Origin of the sequence: Thioalkalivibrio sp. AKL8 (assembly GCF_000380525.1) — a bacterium.
Taxonomy (GTDB): domain Bacteria; phylum Pseudomonadota; class Gammaproteobacteria; order Ectothiorhodospirales; family Ectothiorhodospiraceae; genus Thioalkalivibrio; species Thioalkalivibrio versutus.
This window is the reverse complement of record NZ_AQYF01000013.1, coordinates 31,177-56,867: the sequence shown is the minus strand read 5'-3', so window position 1 is coordinate 56,867 and position 25,691 is coordinate 31,177. Positions and strand designations below refer to the sequence as shown.

19 protein-coding genes are annotated in these 25,691 nt (G+C 67.9%); 10 read left to right on the top strand and 9 right to left on the bottom strand.

The features are described from left to right. The coding region (locus tag G335_RS0113025) for an IS110 family transposase (RefSeq protein ID WP_018177014.1) at positions 1 to 720 on the top strand (720 nt) is incomplete at its 5' end. A 24-nt stretch (positions 721 to 744) separates the two neighbouring features. Here the strand turns inward: G335_RS0113025 and ligA are convergent. The 3 genes from ligA to smc are packed head-to-tail and all read right to left on the bottom strand — an operon-like array spanning position 745 to position 7,583. Then, complete coding sequence (ligA, locus tag G335_RS0113020) at positions 745 to 2,835, bottom strand: NAD-dependent DNA ligase LigA (RefSeq protein ID WP_018177013.1); 2,091 nt, start codon at positions 2,833 to 2,835, stop codon at positions 745 to 747. After that, positions 2,832 to 4,049 carry a cell division protein ZipA C-terminal FtsZ-binding domain-containing protein gene (locus tag G335_RS0113015; protein ID WP_018177012.1) on the bottom strand — a complete coding sequence of 406 codons (1,218 nt, stop codon included), beginning with the start codon at positions 4,047 to 4,049 and terminating at the stop codon, positions 2,832 to 2,834. The genes ligA and G335_RS0113015 overlap by 4 nt, the downstream gene beginning before the upstream one ends. A gap of 39 nt (positions 4,050 to 4,088) precedes the next feature. Next, positions 4,089 to 7,583: a chromosome segregation protein SMC gene (gene smc / locus G335_RS0113010; protein ID WP_018177011.1), complete on the bottom strand. Its 3,495-nt coding sequence runs from the start codon at positions 7,581 to 7,583 to the stop codon at positions 4,089 to 4,091. 217 nt (positions 7,584 to 7,800) lie between these two features. On the opposite strand from smc, the gene queF reads away from it, so the two are divergent. The 4 genes from queF (at position 7,801) to cysZ (ending at position 10,857) form a co-directional block, all read left to right on the top strand. Further along, positions 7,801 to 8,223, top strand: a complete 423-nt coding sequence (gene queF / locus G335_RS0113005) for a preQ(1) synthase (RefSeq protein WP_018145957.1) — start codon at positions 7,801 to 7,803, stop codon at positions 8,221 to 8,223. An 11-nt stretch (positions 8,224 to 8,234) separates the two neighbouring features. Further along, positions 8,235 to 9,530: an FGGY-family carbohydrate kinase gene (locus tag G335_RS0113000; RefSeq protein WP_018177010.1), complete on the top strand. Its 1,296-nt coding sequence runs from the start codon at positions 8,235 to 8,237 to the stop codon at positions 9,528 to 9,530. A 378-nt stretch (positions 9,531 to 9,908) separates the two neighbouring features. Further along, positions 9,909 to 10,118: a DUF3185 family protein gene (locus G335_RS0112995; protein ID WP_018145959.1), complete on the top strand. Its 210-nt coding sequence runs from the start codon at positions 9,909 to 9,911 to the stop codon at positions 10,116 to 10,118. Between the two features lie 10 nt (positions 10,119 to 10,128). Further along, positions 10,129 to 10,857 (top strand): sulfate transporter CysZ, encoded by a 729-nt coding sequence (cysZ, locus tag G335_RS0112990; RefSeq protein WP_018177009.1) that lies wholly within the window; start codon positions 10,129 to 10,131, stop codon positions 10,855 to 10,857. Between the two features lie 261 nt (positions 10,858 to 11,118). Here cysZ and G335_RS0112985 read toward each other — a convergent pair whose 3' ends face one another. The 4 genes from G335_RS0112985 to G335_RS0112965 all read right to left on the bottom strand — a co-directional run bounded on the left by G335_RS0112985 (position 11,119) and on the right by G335_RS0112965 (position 15,260). Beyond that, positions 11,119 to 13,104, bottom strand: a complete 1,986-nt coding sequence (locus G335_RS0112985) for a DUF1631 family protein (protein ID WP_018177008.1) — start codon at positions 13,102 to 13,104, stop codon at positions 11,119 to 11,121. A 467-nt stretch (positions 13,105 to 13,571) separates the two neighbouring features. Next, positions 13,572 to 13,898: a non-heme iron oxygenase ferredoxin subunit gene (locus G335_RS0112980; protein WP_018169521.1), complete on the bottom strand. Its 327-nt coding sequence runs from the start codon at positions 13,896 to 13,898 to the stop codon at positions 13,572 to 13,574. A gap of 53 nt (positions 13,899 to 13,951) precedes the next feature. Then, complete coding sequence (locus G335_RS0112975; RefSeq protein WP_018177007.1) at positions 13,952 to 14,326, bottom strand: hypothetical protein; 375 nt, start codon at positions 14,324 to 14,326, stop codon at positions 13,952 to 13,954. A gap of 484 nt (positions 14,327 to 14,810) precedes the next feature. Then, entirely contained in the window at positions 14,811 to 15,260 is a 450-nt protein-coding gene (locus tag G335_RS0112965) for a YaiI/YqxD family protein (RefSeq protein WP_018145965.1), read from the bottom strand. A gap of 174 nt (positions 15,261 to 15,434) precedes the next feature. On the opposite strand from G335_RS0112965, the gene G335_RS14090 reads away from it, so the two are divergent. Then, positions 15,435 to 15,611, top strand: coding sequence for a PLDc N-terminal domain-containing protein (locus G335_RS14090; protein WP_018145966.1), 177 nt, complete (start codon positions 15,435 to 15,437; stop codon positions 15,609 to 15,611). 22 nt (positions 15,612 to 15,633) lie between these two features. Here the strand turns inward: G335_RS14090 and G335_RS0112955 are convergent, their stop codons facing one another. Continuing rightward, positions 15,634 to 17,208: a MinD/ParA family protein gene (locus G335_RS0112955; protein ID WP_018177005.1), complete on the bottom strand. Its 1,575-nt coding sequence runs from the start codon at positions 17,206 to 17,208 to the stop codon at positions 15,634 to 15,636. A gap of 208 nt (positions 17,209 to 17,416) precedes the next feature. Here G335_RS0112955 and G335_RS0112950 point away from each other — a divergent pair, with 208 nt between their 5' ends. Together G335_RS0112950 and G335_RS0112945 are read left to right on the top strand one after the other, a co-directional pair. Next, positions 17,417 to 19,546: an HDOD domain-containing protein gene (locus G335_RS0112950; RefSeq protein WP_018177004.1), complete on the top strand. Its 2,130-nt coding sequence runs from the start codon at positions 17,417 to 17,419 to the stop codon at positions 19,544 to 19,546. Positions 19,547 to 19,570: 24 nt separating this feature from the next. Next, positions 19,571 to 21,706 carry an EAL domain-containing protein gene (locus tag G335_RS0112945; RefSeq protein ID WP_018177003.1) on the top strand — a complete coding sequence of 712 codons (2,136 nt, stop codon included), beginning with the start codon at positions 19,571 to 19,573 and terminating at the stop codon, positions 21,704 to 21,706. A 44-nt stretch (positions 21,707 to 21,750) separates the two neighbouring features. Here the strand turns inward: G335_RS0112945 and G335_RS0112940 are convergent, their stop codons facing one another. Further along, positions 21,751 to 22,236 carry a DUF1249 domain-containing protein gene (locus G335_RS0112940; RefSeq protein WP_018145970.1) on the bottom strand — a complete coding sequence of 162 codons (486 nt, stop codon included), beginning with the start codon at positions 22,234 to 22,236 and terminating at the stop codon, positions 21,751 to 21,753. 428 nt (positions 22,237 to 22,664) lie between these two features. Here G335_RS0112940 and G335_RS0112935 point away from each other — a divergent pair, with 428 nt between their 5' ends. Continuing rightward, positions 22,665 to 24,302, top strand: a complete 1,638-nt coding sequence (locus G335_RS0112935) for an alpha-D-glucose phosphate-specific phosphoglucomutase (RefSeq protein WP_018177002.1) — start codon at positions 22,665 to 22,667, stop codon at positions 24,300 to 24,302. A 3-nt stretch (positions 24,303 to 24,305) separates the two neighbouring features. Next, on the top strand, positions 24,306 to 25,679 hold the full coding sequence (locus G335_RS0112930) for a sodium-dependent transporter (RefSeq protein WP_018177001.1): 1,374 nt from the start codon (positions 24,306 to 24,308) through the stop codon (positions 25,677 to 25,679). Positions 25,680 to 25,691 lie beyond the last annotated feature (12 nt).

The following is a 25,691-nucleotide window of genomic DNA, read 5'->3' as shown; positions in this document are numbered from 1 at the left end:
AATGGCTATCGCCTCAATCGCTACCGCGAGAGCATCGGTGGCCGGGCCAAGACCGATGCCGGGGATGCTCGGCTTCTGGTGCGTTATCTGCAACGCGAACAGGACGAACTGCGCCCCTGGACACCGCCACCCGAGGGCTACCGGACCCTGCAAAAGCTGCTGCGCCGGCGTGCCACGCTGGTGCGGGCACGGGTCATGCTGGAGCAGAGCCTGCGAGGCGTACCCGAACTGCAGTCCAATCTGAAGGATCTGCTCCGGGAGATCGGTCGGCTCGACGCTGTCCTCCAGCGTGTGCTGCGCGAGACGGTCGGTCGCGCCGGCTGGTCGGATCACGCCCGACGCTGCCAGCAGATCGAGGGTGTGGGCCCGCTCACCGCCACCGGCTTGACGATGGCGTTCCATCGCGGCGCCTTCCGCAGCGGTGATGCGTTCGTTGCCTTCCTGGGGTTGGATGTCCGCATACGCGACTCCGGCACGAAACGGGGGCAGCGCAAACTCACCAAACAGGGCGATCCAGAGTTGCGACGGCTGCTCTATCTGGCCGCGATGCAGGCCAAGTCGAAAGCCGCCTGGAGCGACTACTACCAGCGCTGCCTGGACCGTGGCCTGGCGACGACCCAGGCACTGAACGCCTTGGCTCGAAAGCTGGCCCGCGTCGCCTTCGCCCTGATGAAAAATCAGACCGATTACCAACCGAAGATCCCTTGTGGAGAGACATAGAATCTCCTACAAAGGCAGGGTTCATCAGGCGAGGAGTTGGGCGAGGTCGTTGGGGCCAAGGATGGGGATGTCGAGGGATTCGGCCTTGGTGACCTTGGAGCCGGGGTCGGCGCCGGCGATGACGGCGGTGGTCTTTTTGGAGACGGAGCCGGTGATCTTGGCGCCGCGGGCCTCGAGGGCGGCCTTGGCCTCGTCGCGGGTCATGGTGTCGAAGCTGCCGGTGAGGACGTAGGTGCAGCCGGCCAGAGGCGCGTCGTCACCGGTTTCCGCGGCTTCTCGCCGGGGCGGGTCGGGCCAGTGCACACCGGCCTCGCGCAGGGCGCGGATCACCTCGAGGTTGTGCGGCTCGGCGAAGAAGTTGGCGATGTGCTCGGCAACGATGGGGCCGACATCCGGGACTTCCTGCAGTGCCTCGGCATCGGCCTGCATCAGCGTGTCGAGGTCGCCGTAGTATTCGGCCAGGTTGCGGGCGGTGACCTCCCCCACCTCGCGGATGCCCAGCGCGAAGATGAAGCGCGCCAGCGTGGTCTCGCGCGCCTGCTCCAGGGCGTTGACCAGGTTCTCGGCGAGCTTGGGGCCGACCCGTTCCAGCGCCTCCAGGCGTTCGGTATCCAGGGCGAACAGATCCGCCGGGCTTTGCACGACGCCGCCGTCGGCCAGCTGCTCGATGATCTTCTCGCCGAAGCCCTCGATATCCATCGCGCGGCGCGAGACGAAGTGCTTGAGGGCCTCGCGCCGCTGCGCCGGGCACACCAGCCCGCCAGTGCAGCGGGCCACGACCTCGCCTTCGGTGCGCTCGATGTGCGAGTCGCACTCCGGGCAGGCCGCGGGCATCTCGATGGCGCGGGTGTCCGCGGGGCGCTCGCCGCCGGCGCGGCCGACCACCTCGGGGATCACGTCGCCGGCGCGGCGCACGATCACGCGGTCGCCGATGCGCACGTCCTTGCGCGCGATCTCGTCCATGTTGTGCAGCGTGGCGTTGCTGACCATCACGCCACCGACCAGCACCGGCTCCAGGCGCGCCACCGGGGTGAGCGCGCCGGTGCGACCGACACGGAACTCGACATTGCGCAGCGTGGTGGTGCGCTCCTCCGCCGGGAACTTGTGGGCGATGGCCCAGCGCGGCGCGCGCGAGACGAAGCCCAGCTGCTGCTGATCCGCCAGGGCATCCACCTTGTACACGATGCCGTCGATCTCGTAGTCCAGCCCCGCGCGGCGGGCGGCGAGGCGCTCGTAGTAGTCGAGGCAGGCCTCGACGCCCTCCAGCACCTCGCGCTCCGGGCAGGCCGGGAAGCCCAGGCGCTGCAGCCAGTCCAGGGTGCCGGACTGGGTGTCCGGCAGCGTCCCGCCCTCGACGAAACCCACCGAGTAGGCAAAGAAGCTGAGCGGGCGGCGCGCGGTCACCTTCGAGTCCAGCTGGCGCAGGCTGCCGGCGGCGGCATTGCGCGGGTTCATGAACCCGCGCAGCCCGTCGGCCTCCAGCCCGGCGTTCAGGCGCTCGAAGTCGGCCCGGCGCATGAAGACCTCGCCGCGCACCTCCAGCACCCGCGGGGCGTCGTCGGTGAAGCGGTCGCCCAAATGCAGCGGGATCGGGCGCACGGTGCGCACGTTCGCGGTCACGTCCTCGCCGGTCTCGCCGTCGCCGCGGGTGGCAGCCTGGACCAGGCGCCCGTCCTCGTAGATCAGGCTGATGGCGAGGCCGTCCAGCTTGGGCTCGGCCATGTAGGTGACCGCTGCCTCGACCCGTGTCGCATCGCCAGTCTGTTTCGCCAGACGCTCGCGCACGCGGCGGTCGAAGTCGCGGATCGCGTCCGCCTCGAAGCCGTTGGCGAGCGACAGCATCGGCAGGCGATGTCGGACCGTGGCAAAGCCCTCGGCCGGGATGGCGCCCACGCGCTGGGTGGGCGAATCGGGGGTGACAAGCTCCGGGTGGTCCGTCTCCAGTTGCTCCAGCTCGCGCATCAGGGCGTCGAACTCGGCGTCCGAGACCTCGGGGTCGTCGAGCACGTAGTAGCGGTAGTTGTGATGCTCGATCTGGCGCCGCAGCGCGTCGATGCGCGTCTTCGGAGAATCCGTCGAGCCAGCCTGCGAGGCAGGCGAACCCGACCGGCTCACCGCGTACTCCGCCGGCGCAGCACATCCGGGCGGTGGCGGCGCAGCCAGTCGCTCAGGTCCTCGCGCATGTAGGCGAGCGTCTGGTTGGTCGCGGTGGACTGCTGGGCATCCAGGATGCTGCCACCGAGATCGCGCGCCAGGACGTGGGCGTGCTCCAGCAACGCCTCGAAGGCCCGCTGCGGCTCGGCGCTGCGATGCACCTGGGTAAACAGCGTGACGCCGGGCGTCATCATGTCCGCCAGGTCTTCCTCGCGCAGGGTGCCGGGCGGGATCATGTTGGCGGCGGAGAAGAGCGGCACACCCGCATCCGTCTCCGGTTCAAAGAAATGGTAGATATCCATCTCGCCGGGGGTCATTCCAGCGCGCTGCATCGCCGCACCCAGGGCGACGCCGGTAAACGGCTTGTTGCGCGGCGCGACCACGTGCAGCAGCAGGATCTTCTCCTCCGACGGGCGGCGTTCGGCCCTCGGATTGCGCCCCACCACGCGCGGCTCGGACACGTATTCGCCCAGCGTCTCCATATCCGGCGCCGGCTGCTCAATCAGGTCCGGGTTCATCTCGTGGTCCGGATCCAGATGCTCGCCCAGGGTGTCATCGGCGCGCGTTGGCTTGAGCTTGCCCGGACGCAGGCGATCCATGCCGGAGCGCAGACGTGCACCCAGCCCCTCGAACGCCTCGCGGGCCCGCTCGACCGGGGCGCTGGCCGAACCCTTGCGCCGGGCACGGGCCGGGCGATCCTCGGGTGACGGCTCGAACGCCCCGTGCGGCGGGGGCGGCGTGGGCTCGTCGTCGCTGTCCAGCACGCCGTAGATGTCCTGGGCACGTTCACCGCGTCGGCCGTAGTCGGGTTCCAGATCCGGTTCGTCGTCGTTGGCGGTCACGCCGAGGTGTGGCTCGTGGCGCTCCTCGCGAGCCGCGCCGGGGATGCGCGGCTCGTCGAACGCGGGTTCGCGCGCGCCGCCGGTGCGAACGCTGCGGCCGGTATCCAGCGGATCGCCCCAGCCGGCCTCCGGTTCAGCGGAGTCCCCGGGCTCGGCCGGCGCGTACCAGCGCTTGTCGCCCGGCTCGTCACTGGCACGGATATGTACGGCCTCGTCGCCCCAGTCCGCGGCATCGTCCTCCATATCGCGCTGCTGCGCCCGCGCGCGCAGACGATGGGCGGCCCAGATCCCCGCGATCAGGACAATCCCCAAAATGACCAGGCTGATACGCATCCAATCCACAAAAAACCTCGTTGATCCCGGTACCGACGGTCAGGCCTCGGCCAGTTCCACAGCCTCGTCGATATCCACGCTAACCAGGCGCGACACGCCCGGCTCGTGCATGGTAACGCCGATCAGCTGTTCCGCCATGGCCATCGTTGCCTTGTTGTGAGTAATGAAGATGAACTGGATCTGCTCCGACATCTCGCGCAGCAGGTCACAGAAGCGGCCGACGTTGGCCTCGTCCAGTGGGGCATCCACCTCGTCCAGCATGCAGAAGGGCGCCGGATTCAGCTCGAAGATCGCGAACACCAGGGCCGAGGCGGTGAGCGCCTTCTCGCCGCCGGACATCAGGTGGATGGTCGACAGCCGCTTGCCCGGCGGGCGCGCCATGATGGTGACGCCGGTATCCAGCAGGTCATCGCCGGTCATCTCCAGCCGCGCCTCGCCGCCCCCGAACAGGCGCTGGAACTTGTGCCCGAGCCCGGCATTCACCTGGTCGAAGGTCTGCTTGAACAGCGCCCGGGTCTCGCGATCGATGCGGTGCATCGCCTGCTCCAGGGTTTCCAGCGCCTCGATCAGGTCCGCGTGCTGCTCCTCCAGGTAGCGCGAGCGCTCCTCCAGGCTGCGCGCCTCGTCAATCGCCGCCAGGTTGATCGGTCCGAGCTTCTCGATTTTGCGATCCAGTTCGCCGATCGCCTGTTCCCAGGCGGGGACGGTCGCGTCCTCCGGTAGTTCGGGCGCCAGGGCCTCGGCGGCGAAGCCGGATTCCTGGAACTGGGTCTTGAGCTGCTCGATCTGGACCGAACGTTCGCGCAGGTCCAGGCGCAGCTCCTCGCAGGTGGAACGCTGCGCCTCGACCCGGTTGCCCAGCTCGGTGCTGGTGTTCGCCAGCTCGCGCAGCCGCGCGTCGCACGCCTCCAGGTCCGCCCGCGCCTGGGTCAGGCGGGCCTCGGCCGCCTGGCGCTGTTCCGCCGCGGTCTGCAGGTCTGCGCGCCACTGCTCCAGCGGGCCCTGGCGGTCGCTGAGCCCCTGCGCCAGGCGCTCGCGGCGCTGGGCGTCGTCCTCGCGCTGGCGCTCCAGTCGCCCGCGTTCGTTCTGTTCGCGCTCCAGGCGATGGCGCGCCTCCTGCTCGGCCATGCGTGCCTGATTGGCCGCGTCGCGCGCCGCGCGCACCGCGTCGCGGGCTCCGGTCTGGGCCGTGCGCGCGGCCTCGACCCGCGCCTCCAGAGCGGCGCGGTCGGCCTCCAGGGTCTCGATGCGGGTCAGGGCCTGGTTGCGTTCGGCCTCCGCCGTGGCGAACTGCTCGCGGGCGCGCGCGGCCTCCTCGTCCAGCTCGCCCGCCTCGCGGTCGATGCGTTCCTGCTGCTGCTCCAGCTGGCGCGCCTGGTCGCGCAGGCGTTGCACGCGGCGCTCACGGTCCTCGATCTGCGCCTTTTGTTCGCGGATCTGCCCGTCCAGCGCCTCGCGCCGGGCGCGGGTGGCCGCGATGGTCTCGTTGCGTTCTTCCAGCGCAGCCTGCAGCCGGCTCACCTGGGTGTTCAGGTCTTCCTGGCGTTCCTGCAGCTCGCGCGCCAGGCGGACGCGGGCCACCGCACCGCTGGCCCCACCCTCCAGCGTGCGATGAGCGACCCAGCCCGGGCCCAGCCAGGTGCCGTCCGGCGTAATCACGCTCTCGCCCGGTCCCAGGGTGGCCAGGCGCGTCCGCGCCGCGTCGGCGTCCTCCGCGCAATGCACCAAGGCGAGCCAGGCGGTGACGACCGGGGAGCCCTGTACCTGCCCGGCCAGGCTCCCCGCCGGCACCTCCGGCGTGTGCGACAGGCCCGTGCCGACCAGGCGCAGCATCGCCTCGGGGAGATCCGGCGCGGTCTCCGGCTGATCGGTGACGGCGGCCTCCAGCCAGCTGCCCAGCACCATCTCCACCGCGGTATCCCAGCCCTCGGCGACCTCCAGCTGCTGCACCAGCGGGCGCGACAGGTCCAGCCCGTGCTCGCGCGCCCAGGCCTCGCGGCGGGCGCGGGTCTCCTGCGGGTCGTCCTCGCCGGCGAAGTGCTCCAGCCCCGCCAGGCGTCCGGCGACCTCGCGCGCCTCGCGTTCGGTGGCATGCAGGGTGTCCTGCTCCTCGCGCTGGGCCTGTTCGAGATCGGCCAGCGCGGCCTGCTGCTGGTCGCGATCGCCCTGCAGCCCCTGCAAGCTCTCACGCAGCCCGGTGAGTTCCGCGTCCAGGCGGTCGGCCTCGGTGCCCGGGTGGGTCTGCGGCAGGGCCGCGCGTTCGGCCTCCACGCGTTCCCGGCGCTGGGCGACGCGCTTGAGCAGCTGCTCGGCATTGTCCATGCGCGAGCGCGCGAGCTGGGCGTTCTGGCGCGGCTCGGCGAGCGAGCGCTCCCACTCGGTGAGCGCCTCGCGTGCGGTCTGGTATTCGGTTTCGGCACCTTCGGCGGCAGCCTCCAGGCGTTCGCGCTCGGCCTCGGCGGTCGTGGCGGCCTCCTGACGCTGCGTACTCTCCTGTTCCGCCTGGGTAATGCGCGCCTCCACCGCCTGGTGTTCGCTGGCGGCGGCCTCGATGCGGCTTTCGAGCTGGCGCAGTTCGGCCTGTTCGCGCGCCAGTTCGTCCTCCGCATGGCGGATGGACTGCTCCAGGCGCGAGACCTCGGCGGCGCGGTCGTAATAGGCGCTTTGTGCCTCGGTGGTGGCCGCCTCCAGCTCGACCCGCTCCTGGCGTGCCTGCTCGGTGCCGGTCTGCGCCTTTTGGGCCTCGGCCTGGCTCGCAGCCAACGCCGTCTCGGCGTCGTTCAGGCGGGCGCGGCTGGCCTCCGTCTCCTGCTCCTGGGCCTGCAGGCGCAGCAGGATGGCCTCGGCGCGCTTGCGGCGGCGCTCGGCGGCCAGCGCCTGGTAGCGCTCGGCGGTGGCGGCCTGGCGGTTCAGGCGCTCGGCCTGCTTGGACACCTCGTCGCGCACGTCGTCCAGGCGTTCCAGGTTCTCGCGGGTATGGCGTACCCGGTTCTCGGTCTCGCGGCGGCGCTCCTTGTACTTGGAGATGCCGGCCGCCTCTTCCAGGTAGACGCGCAGCTCTTCGGGGCGCGCCTCGATCAGTCGCGCGATCATGCCCTGCTCGATGATGGCGTAGCTGCGCGGGCCCAGGCCGGTGCCGAGGAACAGGTCGACCACGTCGCGCTTGCGCGCGCGCTGGCCGTTGAGGAAGTACTTGGACTGGCCGTCGCGGGTCAGCGCACGCTTGACCGCGATCTCGCCGTAGCCGCTGTACTCGCCGCCCAGACGACCGTCGGAGTTGTCGAACACCAGCTCGATGGAGGCCTGCCCCACCGGCTTGCGGCTGGAGGAGCCGTTGAAGATGACGTCCTCGCTGGAGTCCCCGCGCAGGTGCTTGGCCGAGGACTCGCCCATGACCCAGCGCACGGCGTCGATGGTATTGGACTTGCCACAGCCGTTCGGCCCGACCACGCCCACCCGGTTGCCGGGGAGGACGAGTGTGGTCGGGTCCACGAACGACTTGAAGCCGGCCAGCTTGATTCGGGCGAGTCGCACGTTCGGCGCTATCCGCGGTCAGGAAAGTCGGGGTTAGAATGGTACACGCTTAGACCTTTACCGTGACCCACTGCCAGTTCGACAATCCAACCGTTTCACGAAACCACACAAAACCCTGCGGCGCGCCTGCACGCCAAGCCTTCCTTGCCTCCCGCTTTGGCGGGGGCTTCGCGGGCAGGCCCGCTCCCACAGGAACGACCGAGGACGCGACAAACCCATGCCCAGCCAGCCGAGCAAGACCCTGGAAACCTTCGACAACCCGGCGCCGGAGAACGATTTCGCGATCTATATCCGCGTCCCGGAGTTCACCTGCCTGTGCCCCGCCACCGGGCAGCCGGACTTCGCCGAGATTCATATCCAGTACGTTGCCGACGGCAAGTGCGTGGAGCTGAAGTCGCTGAAGAACTACATGTGGTCCTACCGCGATGAGGGCGCATTCCACGAGGCGGTCACCAACCGCATCCTGGCGGATCTGGTGGCGGCGACCGACCCGCGTTACATGCGCCTGACCTCTTACTTCAACGTACGCGGCGGCGTCTATACCACCGTGGTTGCGGAACACCGCAAGCCCGGCTGGACGCCCCCGGAGCCGGTGCACCTGCCGGCGCCGACGCGCAGCCCGCTGGACATGAACGGCTGACCGAGCCTGCCATGCACGCCATCGGCATTGATCTCGGCACCTCCGGGATCCGGCTGGCGCTGCTGGACCCGGAGGGGGCGCGCATCCACGGCGCGCACCGGGCACTGCCGGCGTCGGTCGGGGGCGACGAGCAGCGGGCGGAACAGAACCCCGCGCTGTGGTGGGCCATCGTGCGCGAGCTGCTGCGCGAAGCGGCCGCGCATCTGCACGGCGAGCCCGCCGCCATCGCGGTGGACGGCACCTCCGCCACCCTGCTGCGCCTGGATGCCGACGGACGCCCGACCCACCCGGCCCTGATGTACAACGATGCCCGGGCCACCGACATGCTGTCGGTGCTGGCCGGGGTCGCGCCCGCGGACTCCGCCGTGCACAGCCCCAGCTCGTCGGCGGCCAAGTTGTTGTGGCTGCGTCGCCACGAGGGGCTCTCCGGCGTGCGCCGCGTCCTGCACCAGGCCGACTGGGTTACCGGACGCCTGCGCGGGCGCTTCGACCGCATGGACGAGAACAACGCCCTGAAGCTCGGCTACGACGCGCTGTGGGGCGGCTGGCCCAACTGGCTGCAGGAGACCCTGGGCAGTGACGCGTCGCTACTGCCGGAGGTGGTCCCGGCCGGGACGGTACTGGGCCCGCTGGACCCGGAAATGGCGGAATCGCTGCATCTGAACCCGGCCTGCCGGGTGGTCGCCGGCACCACCGACAGCATCGCCGGGTTCCTCGCCTCCGGTGTGGACGACGACACCACCGGCGTGACCAGCCTGGGCTCGACGCTGGTGATCAAGCAGCTGGCCCCGGAGCCGATCTACGCCCCGGAACTCGGGATCTACAGCCACCGGCTGCTGGGGCGCTGGCTGGTGGGCGGGGCCTCCAACAGCGGCGGCGCGGTGCTGCGCCAGCACTTCGATGATGCGGCCCTGGAGCGGCTGAGCGCCGCAATCGACCCCGAGACCGACAGCGGGCTCGACTATCTCCCCCTGCCCCGCCGCGGCGAACGCTTCCCGGTCAACGACCCCGAGCTGCAACCCCGCCTCACCCCCCGCCCCGAGGACGACGCGCGTTTCCTGCAGGGGCTGTTCGAGGGGGTTGCCCGGGTGGAGCACGACGGCTATGAGCGCCTGTCCGAGCTGGGCGCCCCGCGCGTGGAGCGTGTCGTGACCCTGGGTGGCGGCGCCCAGAACCCCGTGTGGACACGCATCCGCAGCCGGATCCTGGGATTGCCGGTGACCACGACCGAGGACGACGATGCCGCCAGCGGCGCCGCCCGGCTCGCGCGCATCGGCGTGGGGCTGGAGCCGGGTTTCACGGGTTAACCGGCCAGGCCGAGAGGCCCGGCAATCTCCTGCTTTGGCCGGGGCTTCACCTGCAAGCCGACCGCGATGCCGGGTGGGGGCCACCAATTCCATGAGGGGAATCTTGTGGGAACGGCCTTGGCCGCGAAACCCCCGGCAAAGCCGGACTCGGACAACAAACGTAGGATGCGATGAGCGCAGCGAATCGCATCATTGCTCAGCCCCCCGGTGATTGATGCGATTCGCTGCGCTCGTCGCATCCTACGGCGCTGTTTGCCAGAACAAGGCACGGGCAGGCCGTTCCTACAAAACCCGTCCCATGATGTGCACTGCCATGACGCCGAGGGCGCGGATCGGTGCTACATTCGGGGGAGGCACCCAACAACAAGGGGATACGACATGCACTGGACGCGAATTCTCGGCATTGCACTGCTGGTGGGCGGCATCATCCTGCTGGTGATGGGCTACAACGCCACGGAAAGCCTGGGCGAGGAACTGCACCAGGAGTTCATGGGGCGCTATACGGACGACACGCGCATGTACCTGATCGCCGGCGGGATCATGTCCGTCGTGGGCCTCGTACTCGCGATCTTTGGGGTACGCCGCTAAGGGCACATCCGTGCCCGCCGGCACCCTCCGCCTGACACCGCTGGTCGCCTTCCTGGCACCGTTTCGCGGGCTCGCGCGCGTATTCGACCCGGGCCTGCGCGGTCTGGTGATCGGCCCGTTGATCATCAACATCCTGGTCGTAATCGGGCTTGCGACGGGCGCCGGGCTCGGCTTCGAGGCCCTTCTGGCGGCCTGGCTGCCCGGCGGCTGGGACTGGCTCGCCTGGCTGCTGTGGCCCCTGTTCGCACTGGCGCTGCTGGTGGCCTTTGGGGTCTCCGCCGTCGCGCTGGCGGCGATCATCGCCAGCCCATTCTCCGGACCACTGGCCTACCGCACCGCCCGCGGGCTGGGCCACGAGCCCCGCCAGCCGGCGCGCTCGTTCCTTGGCGAGATGGGCCACGCGACCGTAACCGCGCTGCGCAAGGCCGGCTACTACGGCCTGCTTTTTATCCCCGTACTCCTGATCACGATTATTCCCGGGCTGAACCTGCTGGCGCCGATCGCCTGGTTCACGTTCGGGAGCTGGGTGCTGGCCGTGGAATTCCTGGAGGCGCCGCTGGCCAACGACGGCCTGGCATTCGCCGAGGTCCGCAAGACCGTGCGCGCCCACCGGCTGGAGACCCTGAGCTTCGGCGCCGGGACCACGCTGCTGGCAATGGTCCCGCTAGTGAATCTGCTGCTGGTACCGGCCGCGGTCATCGGCGCGACCCACCTGCGAGTGCGACTGCCCCGGGCCTAACGTCGGGACACTCCAGATGGACGCGAAAGTCCCCGAACGGTGCGTTGGGCAGGGCTCAACGCACCCTACCTCCACCATAATCCGGGGTACCTCAAGCCCGATACCAGGCACGTCGTCGTGAAAAGCCCGTACGGCACTCGACACCAACGCTCTCACCCCGATTCCCTCGCCTTCTCCGGACCCTCTCGGGTGCCCCCTTGATCCCTCTTCGTGCCTTCGTGGTGCCAGAGAGGCCTTTGACCTTTGGCGCAAAGGTGCCGGTCAGGCGAGCAGGGCATCCAGCGGGTTGTCGTCGGGGAGCGGGCGCATGCGGCCCTCGCGCAGTTCCTGGGCCACACCCTGCAGGGAGTGGCGCCGGCTGGCGCCCAGATCCAGCGACAGGAACAGGTAGCCGCGGGTCGCCTCACCGCGCCAGACCAGGCCCATGCGGTGAAACTGCCCGGTCGCCTTGTCGACCATCTCGAACCACTCGCCGGTGCGGATCCGGCTGGCATCGAAGACCCAGGGATCGTCGAGATCGGTCAACAGGTCGGGGTCGTCATCCTCGAGGCGCACGGCACGCCGCGCCTGGATTCGCGCCTGGGGATCGAAGCGCGGCTCGTCAGCGGAGGCCCGGATGCGCTGCAGATGGGCCTGGCCCAGGTGCTGCACGACCGCCTTGACGCGCCCCTCGTCAGCGCCAAACTCGCGTGCGGTCACCACGATCCGCTGCACCAGCGGATTCGCTTCCTGCGGGGTCGCCTGGTTGCAGATCGCCCGCACCACGTCCTGCACCTCGGCGTCCAGCACCTGCACGGCCGCCTCGTCCACCGCCAGCAGGTCTTCCCAGGCCTCGGCGATCTGCTCGGCGGAGCGCTCCGGGAGTTCGGCCCCGGTCTCCAGCACGCAGACCGTCAGGGTGCGCCGGGCACGGGCCGCGCGTTCTTTCTGACACATCGGCGCCGCGCGCGCGGCGGCCTGTGCCCGCCAGTATTCGTCCTCCGCGGCCACGGCCGCGTCCCAGTCCTCCCGCAACGCCTGCGCCGCCGGGCGATCAAGATCATCGATCACGTTCCCCAAGTGTTCGATACTCTGGCGCATCGCATCAAGGTAGCGGCTGACCACCTCCGAGTCTTCCGCGCTGACCTCGGGGCTGATCCGCACGCCCGTATTGATCAGACTGCCGACCCATTCGCGCAACGGGTGCCTGGGGTCGTGGAAGAAGTCGAGGTCACGGCTGACCGCGCGCACCAGTAGCGGTTGCAAATCCAGCATCATCGCGCGGAACGCCGCATGGCAATCGAGGTGGCGCGACACCTCGGCGAACACGCCGGCCAGGACACCCTCGATGACGCTCTCGATCGGCGGTTCCGCCATCGCTTCGACCACCACGGCGGCGCCGGTCGCCGGGCCGCCGCCCCCGCTCACCACAGCTCCATGGCCAGACGGCACCCAGCCGGCCGCCGCCGCCCACTGCAACCAGTCCGCCGGGCCGGCATCCGCGGCCGGCATCACAGCGCCTGCGACCGCAACGCCCCCTGCTCCCCTGACCCCAGGTGCGCCGCCCTCCGCCGCGGCCGGTTCCGACGCCGTGGCGGGGCCCCCTTCCCGGGTGGCCTGGGCCCAGCTCGCACGCCGCGACGTTCCGGGCAAGTCGCCCTCCGGGGCCTCGGACACCGGCTCTCTGACCAGCCCGCAGGCCTCGACTGTCTCGACCACGAAGGCCAGGGTCGGTGCGGCCGTCTGGCCCAGACAACGCACGTAGGCTCGCATCAGGCCCAGCGTCATATCCGTCCGGCCGAACTGTTCCTCGGCCGACTCGATCAGACGCTCGTACCAGTTCAGCGGCGACCACGGCGCCCAGCCGGGGTGCTCGAAGCGGTGATCCTCGCGCGCGGCCTGGAGGAATACGAACCAGGAGTAGCGGTTCTGCTCGCGGACCAGCCCTTCGAGCTTGTGACGCAGGGAACGGCGGGTGGACTGGTAATCGTCCAGGATTTGCAGGCCGGAGTTGTCATCGGCGTAGCTGGAACCGGAGAATTCGTACTCGGGTGGGTAGGTTGTGGAGACAAAGTCACGCTCCAGGGCCTCCTCGAACTGGCGACGCAGCACATACTGATAGCCTTGGAGCTGGTTCGCCCACTCCGCGTCGGCCTCATTACCGCCAGCGGACCACTCCTGCGCGACGGATTCCAGGCAGCGCTCAAGGTGATCGGTCACCCGCGGGACGATCCCGCGCACCAGTTGCTGGCGCTGGGCATCCGACAAACCGGACAGACCCGACCAGACCGCGGCCCGTGCTTCTCTGTCTGTATGCTCCCTGCCTGCCATGGTGAGGTGTCCTCGTATTGCCGCGTGGTGGCTCGCGTGAGTTCCACGTGAGCCCGCCTATAGTGTACAGGCGCGGCCAAAGTGGGGCATCCGTCACAGTTTCCGCGTCGGACAGGGAGCTCGTTAAGGCGATGCGGATCAATTCGAGCGTTCACGCTCGAGTCCATTTTTCTCGATGACAAGGCGCGGTGAGCGAAGTGTAGCCGTGCTACATAAGGGAGCCGCAACGCGGTCAGCGGGCCCATTGCCACCCAGCACGGGCGGCCGGTCCCTCAAGGGGTTGGCGCCCCCTGCTCCCCGATCCTGCGTTGCGCCGCTTGGCCGGAGAGTGACTACGGCGCTGCGCATTGCGCCTTGTCTCGGAAAACAGGGGGCCCCACCGCGAACGCGCGATCCGCGTCTCCTTAAGCGTCCAGCGGCTGCGTTCCCACCTGAACCATTTCGCCCTCGACACGCACGGGGAACCGGGTCAGTGGTTCCTCGGCAGGCGCGGCCATCACCTCGCCGGTTCGCAGGCAGAACTGGGCTTCGTGCATCGGACACGTGATGCAGTCATCGGCGCCGATCTCACCATCCGCGATGGGCACATCCTCGTGAGTACAGAGGTTCTCCACGGCAAAATATTCACCACCCAGGTTAAAGATCGCCACCTCGGTATCCGCTGTCTCCACCAGGCGATGATCGCCATCCTGGATGGTCCCCACCGGGGCTACGTCAATCCATTCCGTCATCACGACTCCTTTGCTTCTGAAAATTCCCGATATCGCCCCTCTGCGCTGGCAGTTCAGGGAGACGCCCGCAGGGCTGCGGTCGCGGCCGCATCGATCTCGATCCGCCGGCCCTCTTCCGGGTGGTAGGAGAAGCGCCCCACCACCCGCAAGTTCTCGCCCAGGTGATCGCGCACCGCCGAACCGGGCTTGACCGCCACGCGGTTGATGGCGTCGTCTTCCAGCCAGTAGTGCTCCGGATCATCAAAACGATTCACGACACCCTCGGTTTCCACCAGTTCGCCATTGAAGGCCGGCGCGGATGCAGCCAGCTGTTCCAGGGTCACCGGCGATACGCGCTCGCCCCCGCAAGCCACCAGCAGGGTGGTCATGGCCAGCCCCAGCCACACGGCATTGATCCCTTTCAGCACGATCTTCTCTCCCGGTTGCACTCGCGGCGACTGCCGACGCTTATCCGGCTCCAGCCTACCGAAACTGCGCCATGTCACGCCCATTCACCCCTGAATGACGGGCCTAAGGAAACCCGGATCCATTCGCGCGACGTAGGCCCCGTCGAACTTCACGAGCGTTATCGTTCGGAGGTGCGTGCTCAAGCTGATGGCATCGCCGCCGTTACCCTGGGCAGGTAAATCGCACACCCACCCGCGATCAAGGACGGACCCGCCCGTGAACTCTTCACGCCACCATCGCCAGGCCCCTCGGACCTGGAACAACGCCCCATCCTCGCCGAAGGAATATCGACAAGGGACTGTCAGCCCCGGCCGGGACCATCCAATCACCGTTGCGCAGGAATCCCGGAGTACCGCGCAGGATGATGACTGGGTACAGCTCGCCAACGAAACCCTGAAACTGATCCGCCAGCTACGCATCTAGGTGTGATCTCTCAATAGGTTGTCCTCAGGGAGACCGAGGACGCTATTTCACGTTCTGAGCAAGCCAGCGATCCAGGGCATTGCCGAAGGCCTGGCGGTCGCGCGGGCCCAGCGCCGCCGGGCCGCCGGTCTCGACCCCACTGGAGCGCAGCGTGTCCATGAAGTCGCGCATGCTGAGGCGCTCGCGGATGTTGTCGGGAGTATAGAGCTCGCCCCGGGGATTCAGCGCCTGCCCGCCGTTCTCGATCACATCCGCGGCCAGCGGGATGTCCGCGGTGATGACCAGGTCCCCGGCGCCAAGGCGCCGGACAATCTCGTTGTCGGCCACGTCGAACCCGGCGCCGACCTGGATCGAGTCGATCAGCTTCGACGGCGGCGTGCGCATCGGCTGATTGGCCACCAGCGTGACCGGAACCCCCGTCCGCTTCGCCGCACGAAACAGAATCTCCTTGATGACCGCGGGGCAGGCATCCGCGTCGACCCAGATCTTCATGGTGCTCCTTCCCGAAAGCTCGCTGATGATCGGGGTGCAGGGTAGTCGTTTGCGGCGCCCGGCACATTTCCCCACCGTTCGGATTGGCGCCGGGGCGGTACACGTGCTATCAGCTTGGGAGACGTCAACCAACATGCTTGGCCCTTTCCGGCCAAGCCTCGCAAGGAGCATTACATGGGCATTGAAGTCACCGGCATTCTGGGCCTGATCTGGCTGCTGATCGTGATCTGGGCGATCGTGCGGACCGCACAAAGCCCCGCGACCCCCATAGTGAAAGTACTGTGGATCCTGATCCTGCTGTTTCTTCCCCTGGTCGGCCTGATCGCCTGGTTGCTGCTCGGGCCCAAGTAGGCCCAACCCAGGCACCGGGCGCTCACATCCGGCGCAGGAACTCCGCAAGGGTCGGCGCGTCATCGCCCCCCTGACGCAGTCGCTCGAGTAGCACCTCCTGGGGACCAAAACGGGCTGCGTCGTAGGCGGTTGCCTGCACACGAGACGCGGAGCCCGCCCGAGCGGGCCTGGCGGCCGACTCGTCCCGACCCTTCCAGCCGAAATCGGGCGGAGGACGGTCAGCCCCGGGTCGTCGACCGTCCTCGGCTTGCACGGTCGCCGGAGCCGCTACGTCTTGGGGTTCGTCCATCGCGGGCGCAAGCCGCGCACGCAAACGGCCCAGCAACCCGGCATGGCCCTCCGGATCCGCCTGTAGCGCGTCCACCAGTGCCAGCAGATCGATCGCAGCGCAGCCCGTTCGCGCCCGGTACTGTTCGTGCATGGCGTCCAATTCAACCGCCAGGGCCTCGGGCTCGGAGGCCTCCAGGGCCACGTCGAACGCCGCGCGCAAGCGCCCGAGCACACCCTCTTCGCTGCCCAAGCCGTCCGAGCCGTCCGAGCCGTCCGAGCCGTCCGAGCCGTCCGAGCCGTCCGAGCCGTCCAAGCCGTCCAAGCCGTCCAAGCCGTCCAAGCCGTCCAAGCCGTCCAAGCCGTCCAAGCCGTCCGAGGCTTCCGAGGCTTCCGAGGCTTCCGAGGCATGGTCGACCGGGGGCGGCTCCGTAGCGAGCGCCGGGGCTTGTGGACGGGCATCCTCCAACGGCGTATGCGCAGCCGGACTCTCCAGCTGCAGACGACGCCACCAGAAAAGGCTGAATGCTGGCGCGTCTTCATGCGGAAGGCTGTCTTCCAGGGCATTCGCCAGGCGCTGGAACGGACGCGCCGAGGGGTCATTCTCGGCGAACAGGGCGACCGGGTGCTGCAATGTGACGGCCGAGCGGAGGCTTTCGTCGCGCTGGACGAAGCCGAGAAATTCGACCCGGGTATGCAGGTATTTCTCGACGGCATTGGAAAACCGCTGGAAGACGCTGCGGGCCTCGGCGACATCCGCCACCATGTTCACGATCACGCGGACATCCAGGGCCTGACGCCGCAACGCCAGCTTGAGCAGGGAGAACGCATCGGTCAGCGAGGTCGGTTCCGGCGTCAGCACCAGCAGGACCTGGTGTCCGGCCGCGAGGAAATCGAGCGTGGTATCACCGATGCCCGCGGCGGTATCCAGCAGCAGGTCGTCGAAATCCGCCTCGATGTTCGCCAGTTCCTCCACCAGCCGCTGCTGATGTGCCCCGGAGAGCTCCGCATATTCGCGAATACCACTGGCACCGGGGATGATCTTCAGGCCGTGCGGCCCTTCCAGCAGGATATCGCGGATTCCACATTCGCCCGCCAGGACCTCCGCCAGGCCCTGTTCCGGGCGCAACCCCAGCAGTATGTTCACATTGGCGAGGCCGGTATCCCCATCCAGGATGCCGACCCGCCGCCCGCGCCGCGCCAGCGTGATCCCCAGGTTCACCGCGATGCTGGACTTGCCCACCCCGCCCTTGCCGCTGGCCACGACAAGGACCCGCGGGCGCGTGGCGACCCCGGAACGGGTATCCGTCAAGGCGCTGTGACCGGACATCGCGGCTTCCTGCATGGCACTCATCGGCATGGGGAAAGAATGACGGCGAACTCACGGTCGGTCTACCCCATTCGGTGGCGCGGGGCAATACCACTCAGTATAGTCAGGAACCAGTGGTGATCCGGCAGACTGCATCAGACTTTCGGTTCCGGACACGCACACAGGGCAAAAGGCGCGGCAGGCCGACTGCACGCGACCGGGGAGCAGCATGACGAGCGTCAATACGGCAACGGACGGTCTACCGAGCCTGCCCCAGGCGCTCATCCCGGTGCTCGACGCCACCCAGGCCGACGAGGCCGATTTCCAGTCCCTGGCCCGGGCGATCATGCAGGACGCGGGCATGTCCAGCCGCCTGCTGCAGGCGGCCAACTCGCCCTTCTACTATCGCGGCTCCACCTGCCGCACCATCGACCGCGCCCTGTTCAGCCTGGGCCTGGATACCGTGCGCAGCCTGGCCCTGACCGCGTCGATCCAGCAGTTGTTCGGCGAGTTCGGCCCACGCCATCGCGGCTACCTGCGCACCATCTGGCAACGGGCGCTGACCACCGCCAACCTGGCACAGGTCCTCGCCACCCTCACCCGCTATCCGCGGCCCGAGGAGGCCTATCTCGCCGGGCTGCTGATCGACATCGGGCGCCTGGTCCGGCTGGTCAGTGACGAGGGGCATTACTGGCCCATCCTGCAGACCGCCGAAGACGACCCCCACCTGATCGAGACCGAACGCACAACCTACAGTCAACACTACGGGGAACTGGGCGGCGAATGCCTCGAGGCCTGGGGGCTGGGCCCGTTCTTGGCCGATGCCGTGCGCTACCACCTGGAACCGGCCGAGCGCGTGCGCGACGCCCATCACCTGGTCAAGCTGGTCAACCTGTCGCATGCAATGGGCTGTCTGCCGGGCTCCGGCGCACAGGATTCCGCCGCCGGGTGCAACGAGATCGCCCTGGCCGCGGCGGATACCCTTTTCGGCCTCAACGAGGGATTGACCCGCGAATTGCGCGGGCGCGTGGCCGAGGATGTGCGGCGAATTGCCGGATCACTGGAAATCGATCTGGGCCCGACCCGGACCACGGCGGATCAAAACCCGGAGGAGACCGATCACGCGGCGGAGCGCGCACTGGCCGCCCGCGTCCGTGATCTGACCGAGCTGGAACGCATGAATGGCGAGCTGGCCAGGGCGGCCGACCTGCAGGAGCGTTGCACCGCCGCGCGCCGCACCCTGTACCTGACGCTGGGCATAGACCACAGCCTGCTGTTTCTGATCGACCCGGATCACCAGTCCGTCGCCGCCTGGGTGGAGGACGACGAGACCCCCGATTTCACCCTGCCGCTGCTACCCGGGCGCAGCCTGGTGACCGATACGCTGCTGGATCGCGAGATTCAGCTCCACGAGGAAGAGAACGCCGCCGGCTTGCCCGTGATCGACCAGCAACTGTTCCGGCTCTGCGAAGCCGAAATCCTGTGGAGTTTTCCGCTGCTCGCCGACGGCCAGGAACCCGCCGGGGTGCTGATCCTGGGCCTTGCGCGCAGTCAGGCGCAGGCCCTGGAGGCCCGCTCGGACTTTATCGGCTCCCTCGCACGCGAGATCGCCCGGGCGCTGGTCGCCACACCCGAGCCGGCGGATGCCCCGGACGGCGCCACCGAGCAGCGCATCCGCGACACGGTACACGAGGCCGGAAACCCGCTCAGCATCATCCAGAACTACCTGGGCGTGCTGAACCACAAGCTCGGCGAAGAACACGAAGCGCGCCACGAGCTCGGCCTCATCAAGGAGGAAATCGACCGGGTCGGGCGCATCCTGCTGCGCCTGCGCGATCCGCAGGCTGCCGGGAACGAGGAGACCGGACCGGCCTCGCTGAATGCACTGGTCCGCCAGGTCGCCGATATCGTGGACGGCTCACTCTGTCGCACACGAGGCGTCCGCCTGCACCTGGATCTGACTCCCTCCGATCCGCCGCTGTCGGCCCCCGCGGATCACCTGCGGCAAATCCTCATCAATCTTCTGAAGAACGCGGCCGAGGCCCAGGCATCCGGCGGGGAGATCACCATCGCCACCCGTGCCCCAACCACCGTGAACGGCCGCAGGGTCGTGCCTCTGTCGGTAGAGGACAAGGGGCCCGGGCTCCCTGCCGAGGTCCAGGCCGCGGCATTCGCTCCAGTGACATCGACCAAGGGCACAGGCCATGCCGGGCTCGGGCTCAGCATCGTCAAACGCCTGACCGAGGAGATCGGTGCGGGACTCTCATTCACCAGCGGGAGCGCAGGGACGCGCTTCGAAATCGCACTGCCCCACGCATCACGGGGGTTGGCGAGCGCATCAGGGACGACGCGACCATGATGCGCTACTGACCACGAGACCCCGATGCCCGAACGCGACGCGCCGATCGACCCGCAATCCGTCAGAATCCTCATTGCCGATGACGATCCCGGCCTGCTCGAGAGCCTGCGCGGACTCCTGACCATTCAGGGCTACCCCGTGCGGACGGCCGCGGGGGGTGGCGCGGCCATCGAGGCCCTGCGCGAAAAGCACTACGACCTGCTGCTGCTCGACCTCACCATGCCGGAACTCAACGGACTGGACGTGCTGCGCTTCATGCAGGCCGCCGGGCTCGAGACCCTCACCGTGGTCGTCAGTGGCAACAGCACGGTGGAGGATGTCGCCGGGGCGCTGCGCGAGGGCGCCCACGACTATCTGAAAAAGCCCTACGAACCCGCCGAGTTACTGGCCACCGTCCGCAATGCCCTGCACCACAAGGCGCTGGAGGACGCCAATCGCACCATGCGGGCCCGCCTGGAGAAGTCCGAGCGCCTGCACCGGGTGATCGTCAATAACTCCCCGGATATTGTCTTCGTTCTCGGCGCCGACCATCGCTTCCGTTTCGTCAATTCACGTGTACACGAGTTACTGGGCTATGCCCGCCGCGACTTGATCGACCGCTCGGTGTTCGACCTCGTCGAACCCGAGGATCGCGACAAGGCGGAATATTTCTTCGAACAGGCCGCCAGCCAGCACCCCCACATCCGCTCGGTGGAACTGGCCCTGCAGCCCGGCACGCCTTCGCGCAGCCGCCGCTTCTTCGAGGTCGCGGTATGGCCGTCCAGCAACAGCGACGACGCGGACAACGGCGAAACGCTGATCTACGGCACGGCACGGGATATCACCGACCGCAAGGAATCCGAGGCCTTCATCAACTTCCAGGCCTATCACGACCTCCTGACCCGACTGCCCAACCGGGCCCTGTTCCGCGACCGGGTGGATGTGGCCATCTCGCATGCGCAGCGCTCGGGCACCCAGCTGGCGGTGCTGTTCATCGACCTGAACCGCTTCAAGGTGATCAACGATTCCCTCGGTCACACCGTGGGCGACCGCCTGCTGCAGGAGGTCGCCCAACGGCTGCAAGCCTGCATCCGCAAGGGCGACACGCTGTCACGCTTCGGCGGCGACGAATTCACGCTGCTGATCCCGGGACTGGCCAGCAACGAGGCCGCCACCCAGGTAGCCGACAAGATCCTGGAAAGCCTGCAGGCCCCGTTCAAGATCGGCGACCAGGAGCTGTTCGTCGGGGCCAGCATCGGCATCGCGATCTACCCGGATGCCGGCGACAACCTCGAGGCCCTGATCAAGAATGCGGATATCGCAATGTACCGCGAGAAGAGCAGCGGCAAGACGGGTGTGCGCGTGTACAGCCCGGACATGGGCGGCCATCCGCCCCGACGACTGCAACTGGAACAGGACATGCGCCGCGCACTCGAGCGCGACGAGTTTCATATCCTCTACCAGCCGCAGGTGGATACGGAAACCGGGCATATGGTGGGCGTCGAGGCCCTGATCCGCTGGGATCACCCCACGCTCGGGCTGCTGGGCCCGGCCGAGTTCATCCCGGTCGCCGAGGAGACCCGCCTGATTGTGGACCTCGACCGTCTGACCCTGCGCACCGCCATCCGCGAAATGCAGCGCCACAGCCGCGACGGCTACCCGGAACTGCGCCTGGCGGTGAACCTGTCGCCCGTGCTGGTCGAGCGTGACGACTTCGTGGAGGATTTCCTCGGCATTCTGGGCGAGACGGGCTTCCCGCCCGACCTGCTGGAGGTCGAGATCACCGAGAACCTGCTGATGAGCGACACCCCGGACACGGTGCACAAGCTGAACCGTCTAGGGGCCGCCGGCGTGCAGATCGCGGTAGATGACTTCGGCACCGGCTATTCGTCGCTAAGCTACCTGCAGAAGCTGCCGATTCACACGCTCAAGATCGACCGCAGCTTTACCCATACGATCTGCCGCGAGGACGAGGCCTGCATCGTCAACGCGATCATCTCCATGGCCCGCGGGTTGCAGATGAACATCGTGGCCGAGGGGGTCGAGACCGAGGCCCACCGCGACTATCTGCGCGACCTGGAGTGCCCGATGATTCAGGGCTTCCTGTTCGGCCAGCCGGCGCCACTGCATACCCTGCTGGAGAACGAGGCCCTCTTCGCCGCACCCACTACCTGCCAGTAGCCTCTCCGGCAACCAGGGAGACGCTGCGACTCCATTGCGTGTCCCTACGAATCGGCCGCGACCACCTCAGGCGCCGCATCGGCCAGGAAGCGGTGTCCCTGGCGCAGGCAGTAGCGCAGCCACTTGTACAGGAACCGGTTATGCCTCCAGCGGCAGACCAGGCCCGGGTGACCGGTCAGCATCTCCGGCGCGCGACCGTCGCCCATCGTGCGGCAGTGCAGTTCCAGCACCTCCGCCTGCCGCGCATCATGGAACATGCGTACGCGCATGTCCGGCTGTTGCCGACGCTCGCCCTGGTGGTCGAACCGGTAGGTCAGGTGCAGCGTGGTCGTGTAGCGGGTGCGCTCCAGCACCTCCAGATACAGATCCAGCGCACCCTCCACCCGCGAGACCGACCGCAACGGCTGCCGCTCGAGCTCGGGGCACAAACGCCGCAGTGCGAGATAGTTCTCCTCGTACATCTCCATCAGCGCCGCAAAGCTCTCGGGCCTGGGCTCCAAATGGGACGGGGTCTTACGCTCCAGCAACATGTCGCGCAGTCTAACAGCACCGTTTCGCGGGACACCGATTGTCCGCATCCAGAGCAGGACACCCCCAGGGCTTTTTGGTAACGTCGACAGGGGAGGTGCCGAGCAATGTTGTACTCGCACGCGTTGGTGTCCATGTTCTCCGAGACCCGGCCCGGCACGCAGTCCGGTGGTGGTGCTACCGGCCCATTCTTGTCCTCATCAAGGCGCAACACAGGATTGCGGAACACGGGGCACCATCCTCACAAGGCATCGAAAAACGGGACTCGGCCGCCCGTGCTGGATGAAAACGGGCCCGTTGCCCGCAGAACGGCTCCCTTGTGCCGAGCGACTACACGCCAGTCACCACGCCATGTCAGCACACAGAATCGACTCGAGCGCGAGCGTCCGCATTGCTCAGCGTCTCCCCGGACAACAAGGATGAGCGACCCATGGACATAAGTGTCGTCACGACCCAACCCTTTCCCGACCAGAAACCCGGCACCTCCGGTCTGCGCAAGCGCGTCCGGCAGTTCCGCCAGCCGCACTATCTGGAGAATTACATCCAGAGCGTCTTCGATGCCTGCCCGGACCTGAAGAACGGCGAACTGCTGGTCGGCGGCGACGGGCGCTTCCACAATCGCGAGGCGATCCAGGTCATCCTGCGCATGGCCGCAGCCAACGGGGTGCAGAAGGTCGCCATCGGGTATGGCGGACTGCTGTCCACGCCGGCCGCCTCGTACCTGATCCGGTCTCGGGGGGCCACGGGCGCCCTGATCCTGTCCGCCTCCCACAACCCGGGCGGGCCGGAGGGGGATTTCGGCGTCAAGCTCAACACCGCCAACGGTGGCCCGGCCCCGCACTCGGTGACCGACGCGATCTTCGAGCAGAGCACCCGCATCAGCCATTACCGCATCGCCAACGGCGCAGAGCACGTCGACATCGATCATCTACACGCAGTACAGATGGGCGACATGGACATCGAGGTCGTCGACCCCGTGGGCACCTACGCCGACTACATGGCCACGCTGTTCGACTTTGACCGCATCGGCGAACTGCTGCGATCCGACCATTTCCGCATGCGCTTCGATTCCATGCACGCGGTCACCGGCCCGTACGCCGAAGAGATCCTGATCAACCGCCTCGGCGCCCCGGCCGACACCATCCTGCGTGCGGAACCGCTGGCCGACTTTGGCGGCCGTCACCCGGACCCGAATCTGTCCCACACGCGTGAACTGAGCGAGGCCCTGTTCGGTCGGGATGCCCCGGATTTCGGGGCCGCGTCGGACGGCGACGGCGACCGCAACATGATCCTCGGGCGCCGGTTCTTCGTCACGCCGTCGGACAGCCTCGCCATCATGGCCGCCAACGCCCATCACATCCCGGCGTTCGCCGACGGCCTGAAGGGCGTGGCCCGCAGCATGCCCACCAGCCAGGCCGTGGACGTGGTCGCCGAGAAGCTGGCCGTCCCCTGCTTCGAGACCCCCACCGGCTGGAAATTCTTCGGCAACCTGCTGGACGACGGGCGCATCCGCCTGTGCGGCGAAGAGAGCTTTGGCACCAGTTCCGATCACGTACGCGAGAAAGACGGCCTGTGGGCCGTGCTGTTCTGGCTGAACCTGCTAGCCGTACGCCGCCAGTCGGTCGAGGAGATCGTGCGTGATCACTGGCGCCAGTACGGCCGCCACTACTACACGCGCCACGACTACGAAGCGGTGGAGAGCGAGCGGGCCGAACAGGTGATGGCGCGCATCCGCGAGCAGCTCTCGGTACTGCCGGGCCAGTCCCTGGCCGGCATGCGCGTCGCCCAGGCGGACGACTTCGCCTATCGGGATCCGGTGGACAACAGCCTGACCGAGCACCAGGGCCTGCGGGTACTGTTCGAGAGCGGTGCCCGCATCGTCTTCCGCCTGTCCGGCACCGGCACCCAGGGCGCCACCCTGCGCCTGTATATCGAGCAGCACGAGACCCATCCCGAACACCTCGATGCCGACCCCCAGGAACTGCTGGGACCGCTTATTGACGCCGCATCGCGCCTGGGCGACATCCCCGGCCTGACCCGCCGCGAGAAACCCGACGTCATCACCTGATAGATGACCATCACTGCCACTGCGCAGCGCTGGAGCCACGGCTATGCCTTCTTCCTCGCAGCCACGGCGTCGGCGGTGGGGCTGGGGAACGTGTGGAAGTTTCCCTACATCCTCGGCCAGAACGGGGGTGGCGCCTTTCTCGCGGTCTACCTCGGCTGCATCGTCCTGATTGGCATTCCGATCATGATGGCGGAGGTCATGATCGGTCGCCGGGGCCGCCGCTCGCCTGGATACGCGGCCCGCGAAGTGGCTCGCGAGAGTGGCGCCCACGACCTGTGGCAGCTGGTCGGCTGGCTGGGCTTGTTCTCCGCCTTTCTGATCATGAGCTTCTACGTGGTGATCACCGGCTGGGCCTTCTCCTACATCCACAAGGCCGCCACCGGCGCCTTTGTCGGCGCCGACGGCGACCAGGTGGCGGGAGTGTTCGCCGCCATGACGGCCTCCCCCGCCGAGATGCTCGCCTGGAGCACCCTCGCCGTTACCCTGGCCTTCGGCATCGTCGCCCTGGGCCTGCGCCAGGGGCTGGAACGCTGGCTGCATGTGCTGATGCCGGTGCTGCTGGTCCTGCTGCTGACCGCACTGGCCAGCGCCTGGTGGATTGGGGATGTCCGCCAGGCGCTGGATTTCCTGCTGCGGCCGGACTTCTCCGCGCTGACCTCGCACGGTGTATTGATCGCGGTGGGCCATGCGTTCTTCACCATGACGCTGGCCTCCGGGGTGCTGATGATGTTCGGCGCCTACCTGCCGCAGCACACGTCCATCGGCCGCACTGCCATTGGCGTGGCACTGGCGGATACTGCGGTCGCCCTGATCGCGGGGCTGGCGATCTTCCCCATCGTGTTCGGTTTCGGGCTCGACCCGGCCGAAGGCCCCGGGCTGATGTTTCAGACCCTGCCGCTGGCACTGGCGGCGGTACCCGCCGGCGTCCTGCTGACGACCCTGTTCTTCGCCACCCTGAGCCTGGCTGCATTCAGCACCATGATCACCAACGTTCAGGCCTTCGTGCACCTGTTTCACGAGCGCCTGCATGCGTCCCGCGTACTCGCGGTCCTTGTCTGTGGCGGCGCGGTCTGGCTGCTGAGCCTCGCCAGTGTGTTCTCGTTCAGCGGCGCGGCCTGGACACGCCTGGACATCACCCTGCTGGGCCGCGAGATCCCGACGCTCTACCACGCCATCGAACACGTGGCCATCAACCTGCTGCTCCCGTTGGGGGGGCTACTGATCGCGGTATTTGCCGGCTGGGTTGTGCATACCCGTGTGGCCCGCGACGAACTCGCCCTGGCCCCCTTCGCGTTCACGATCTGGCGTTTCGTGCTCCGCTATGTGGCGCCGATCGGGCTGGGTGCACTCCTGTTGAACCTGGCCGGTTGGATATAGCCCGACGGAGTG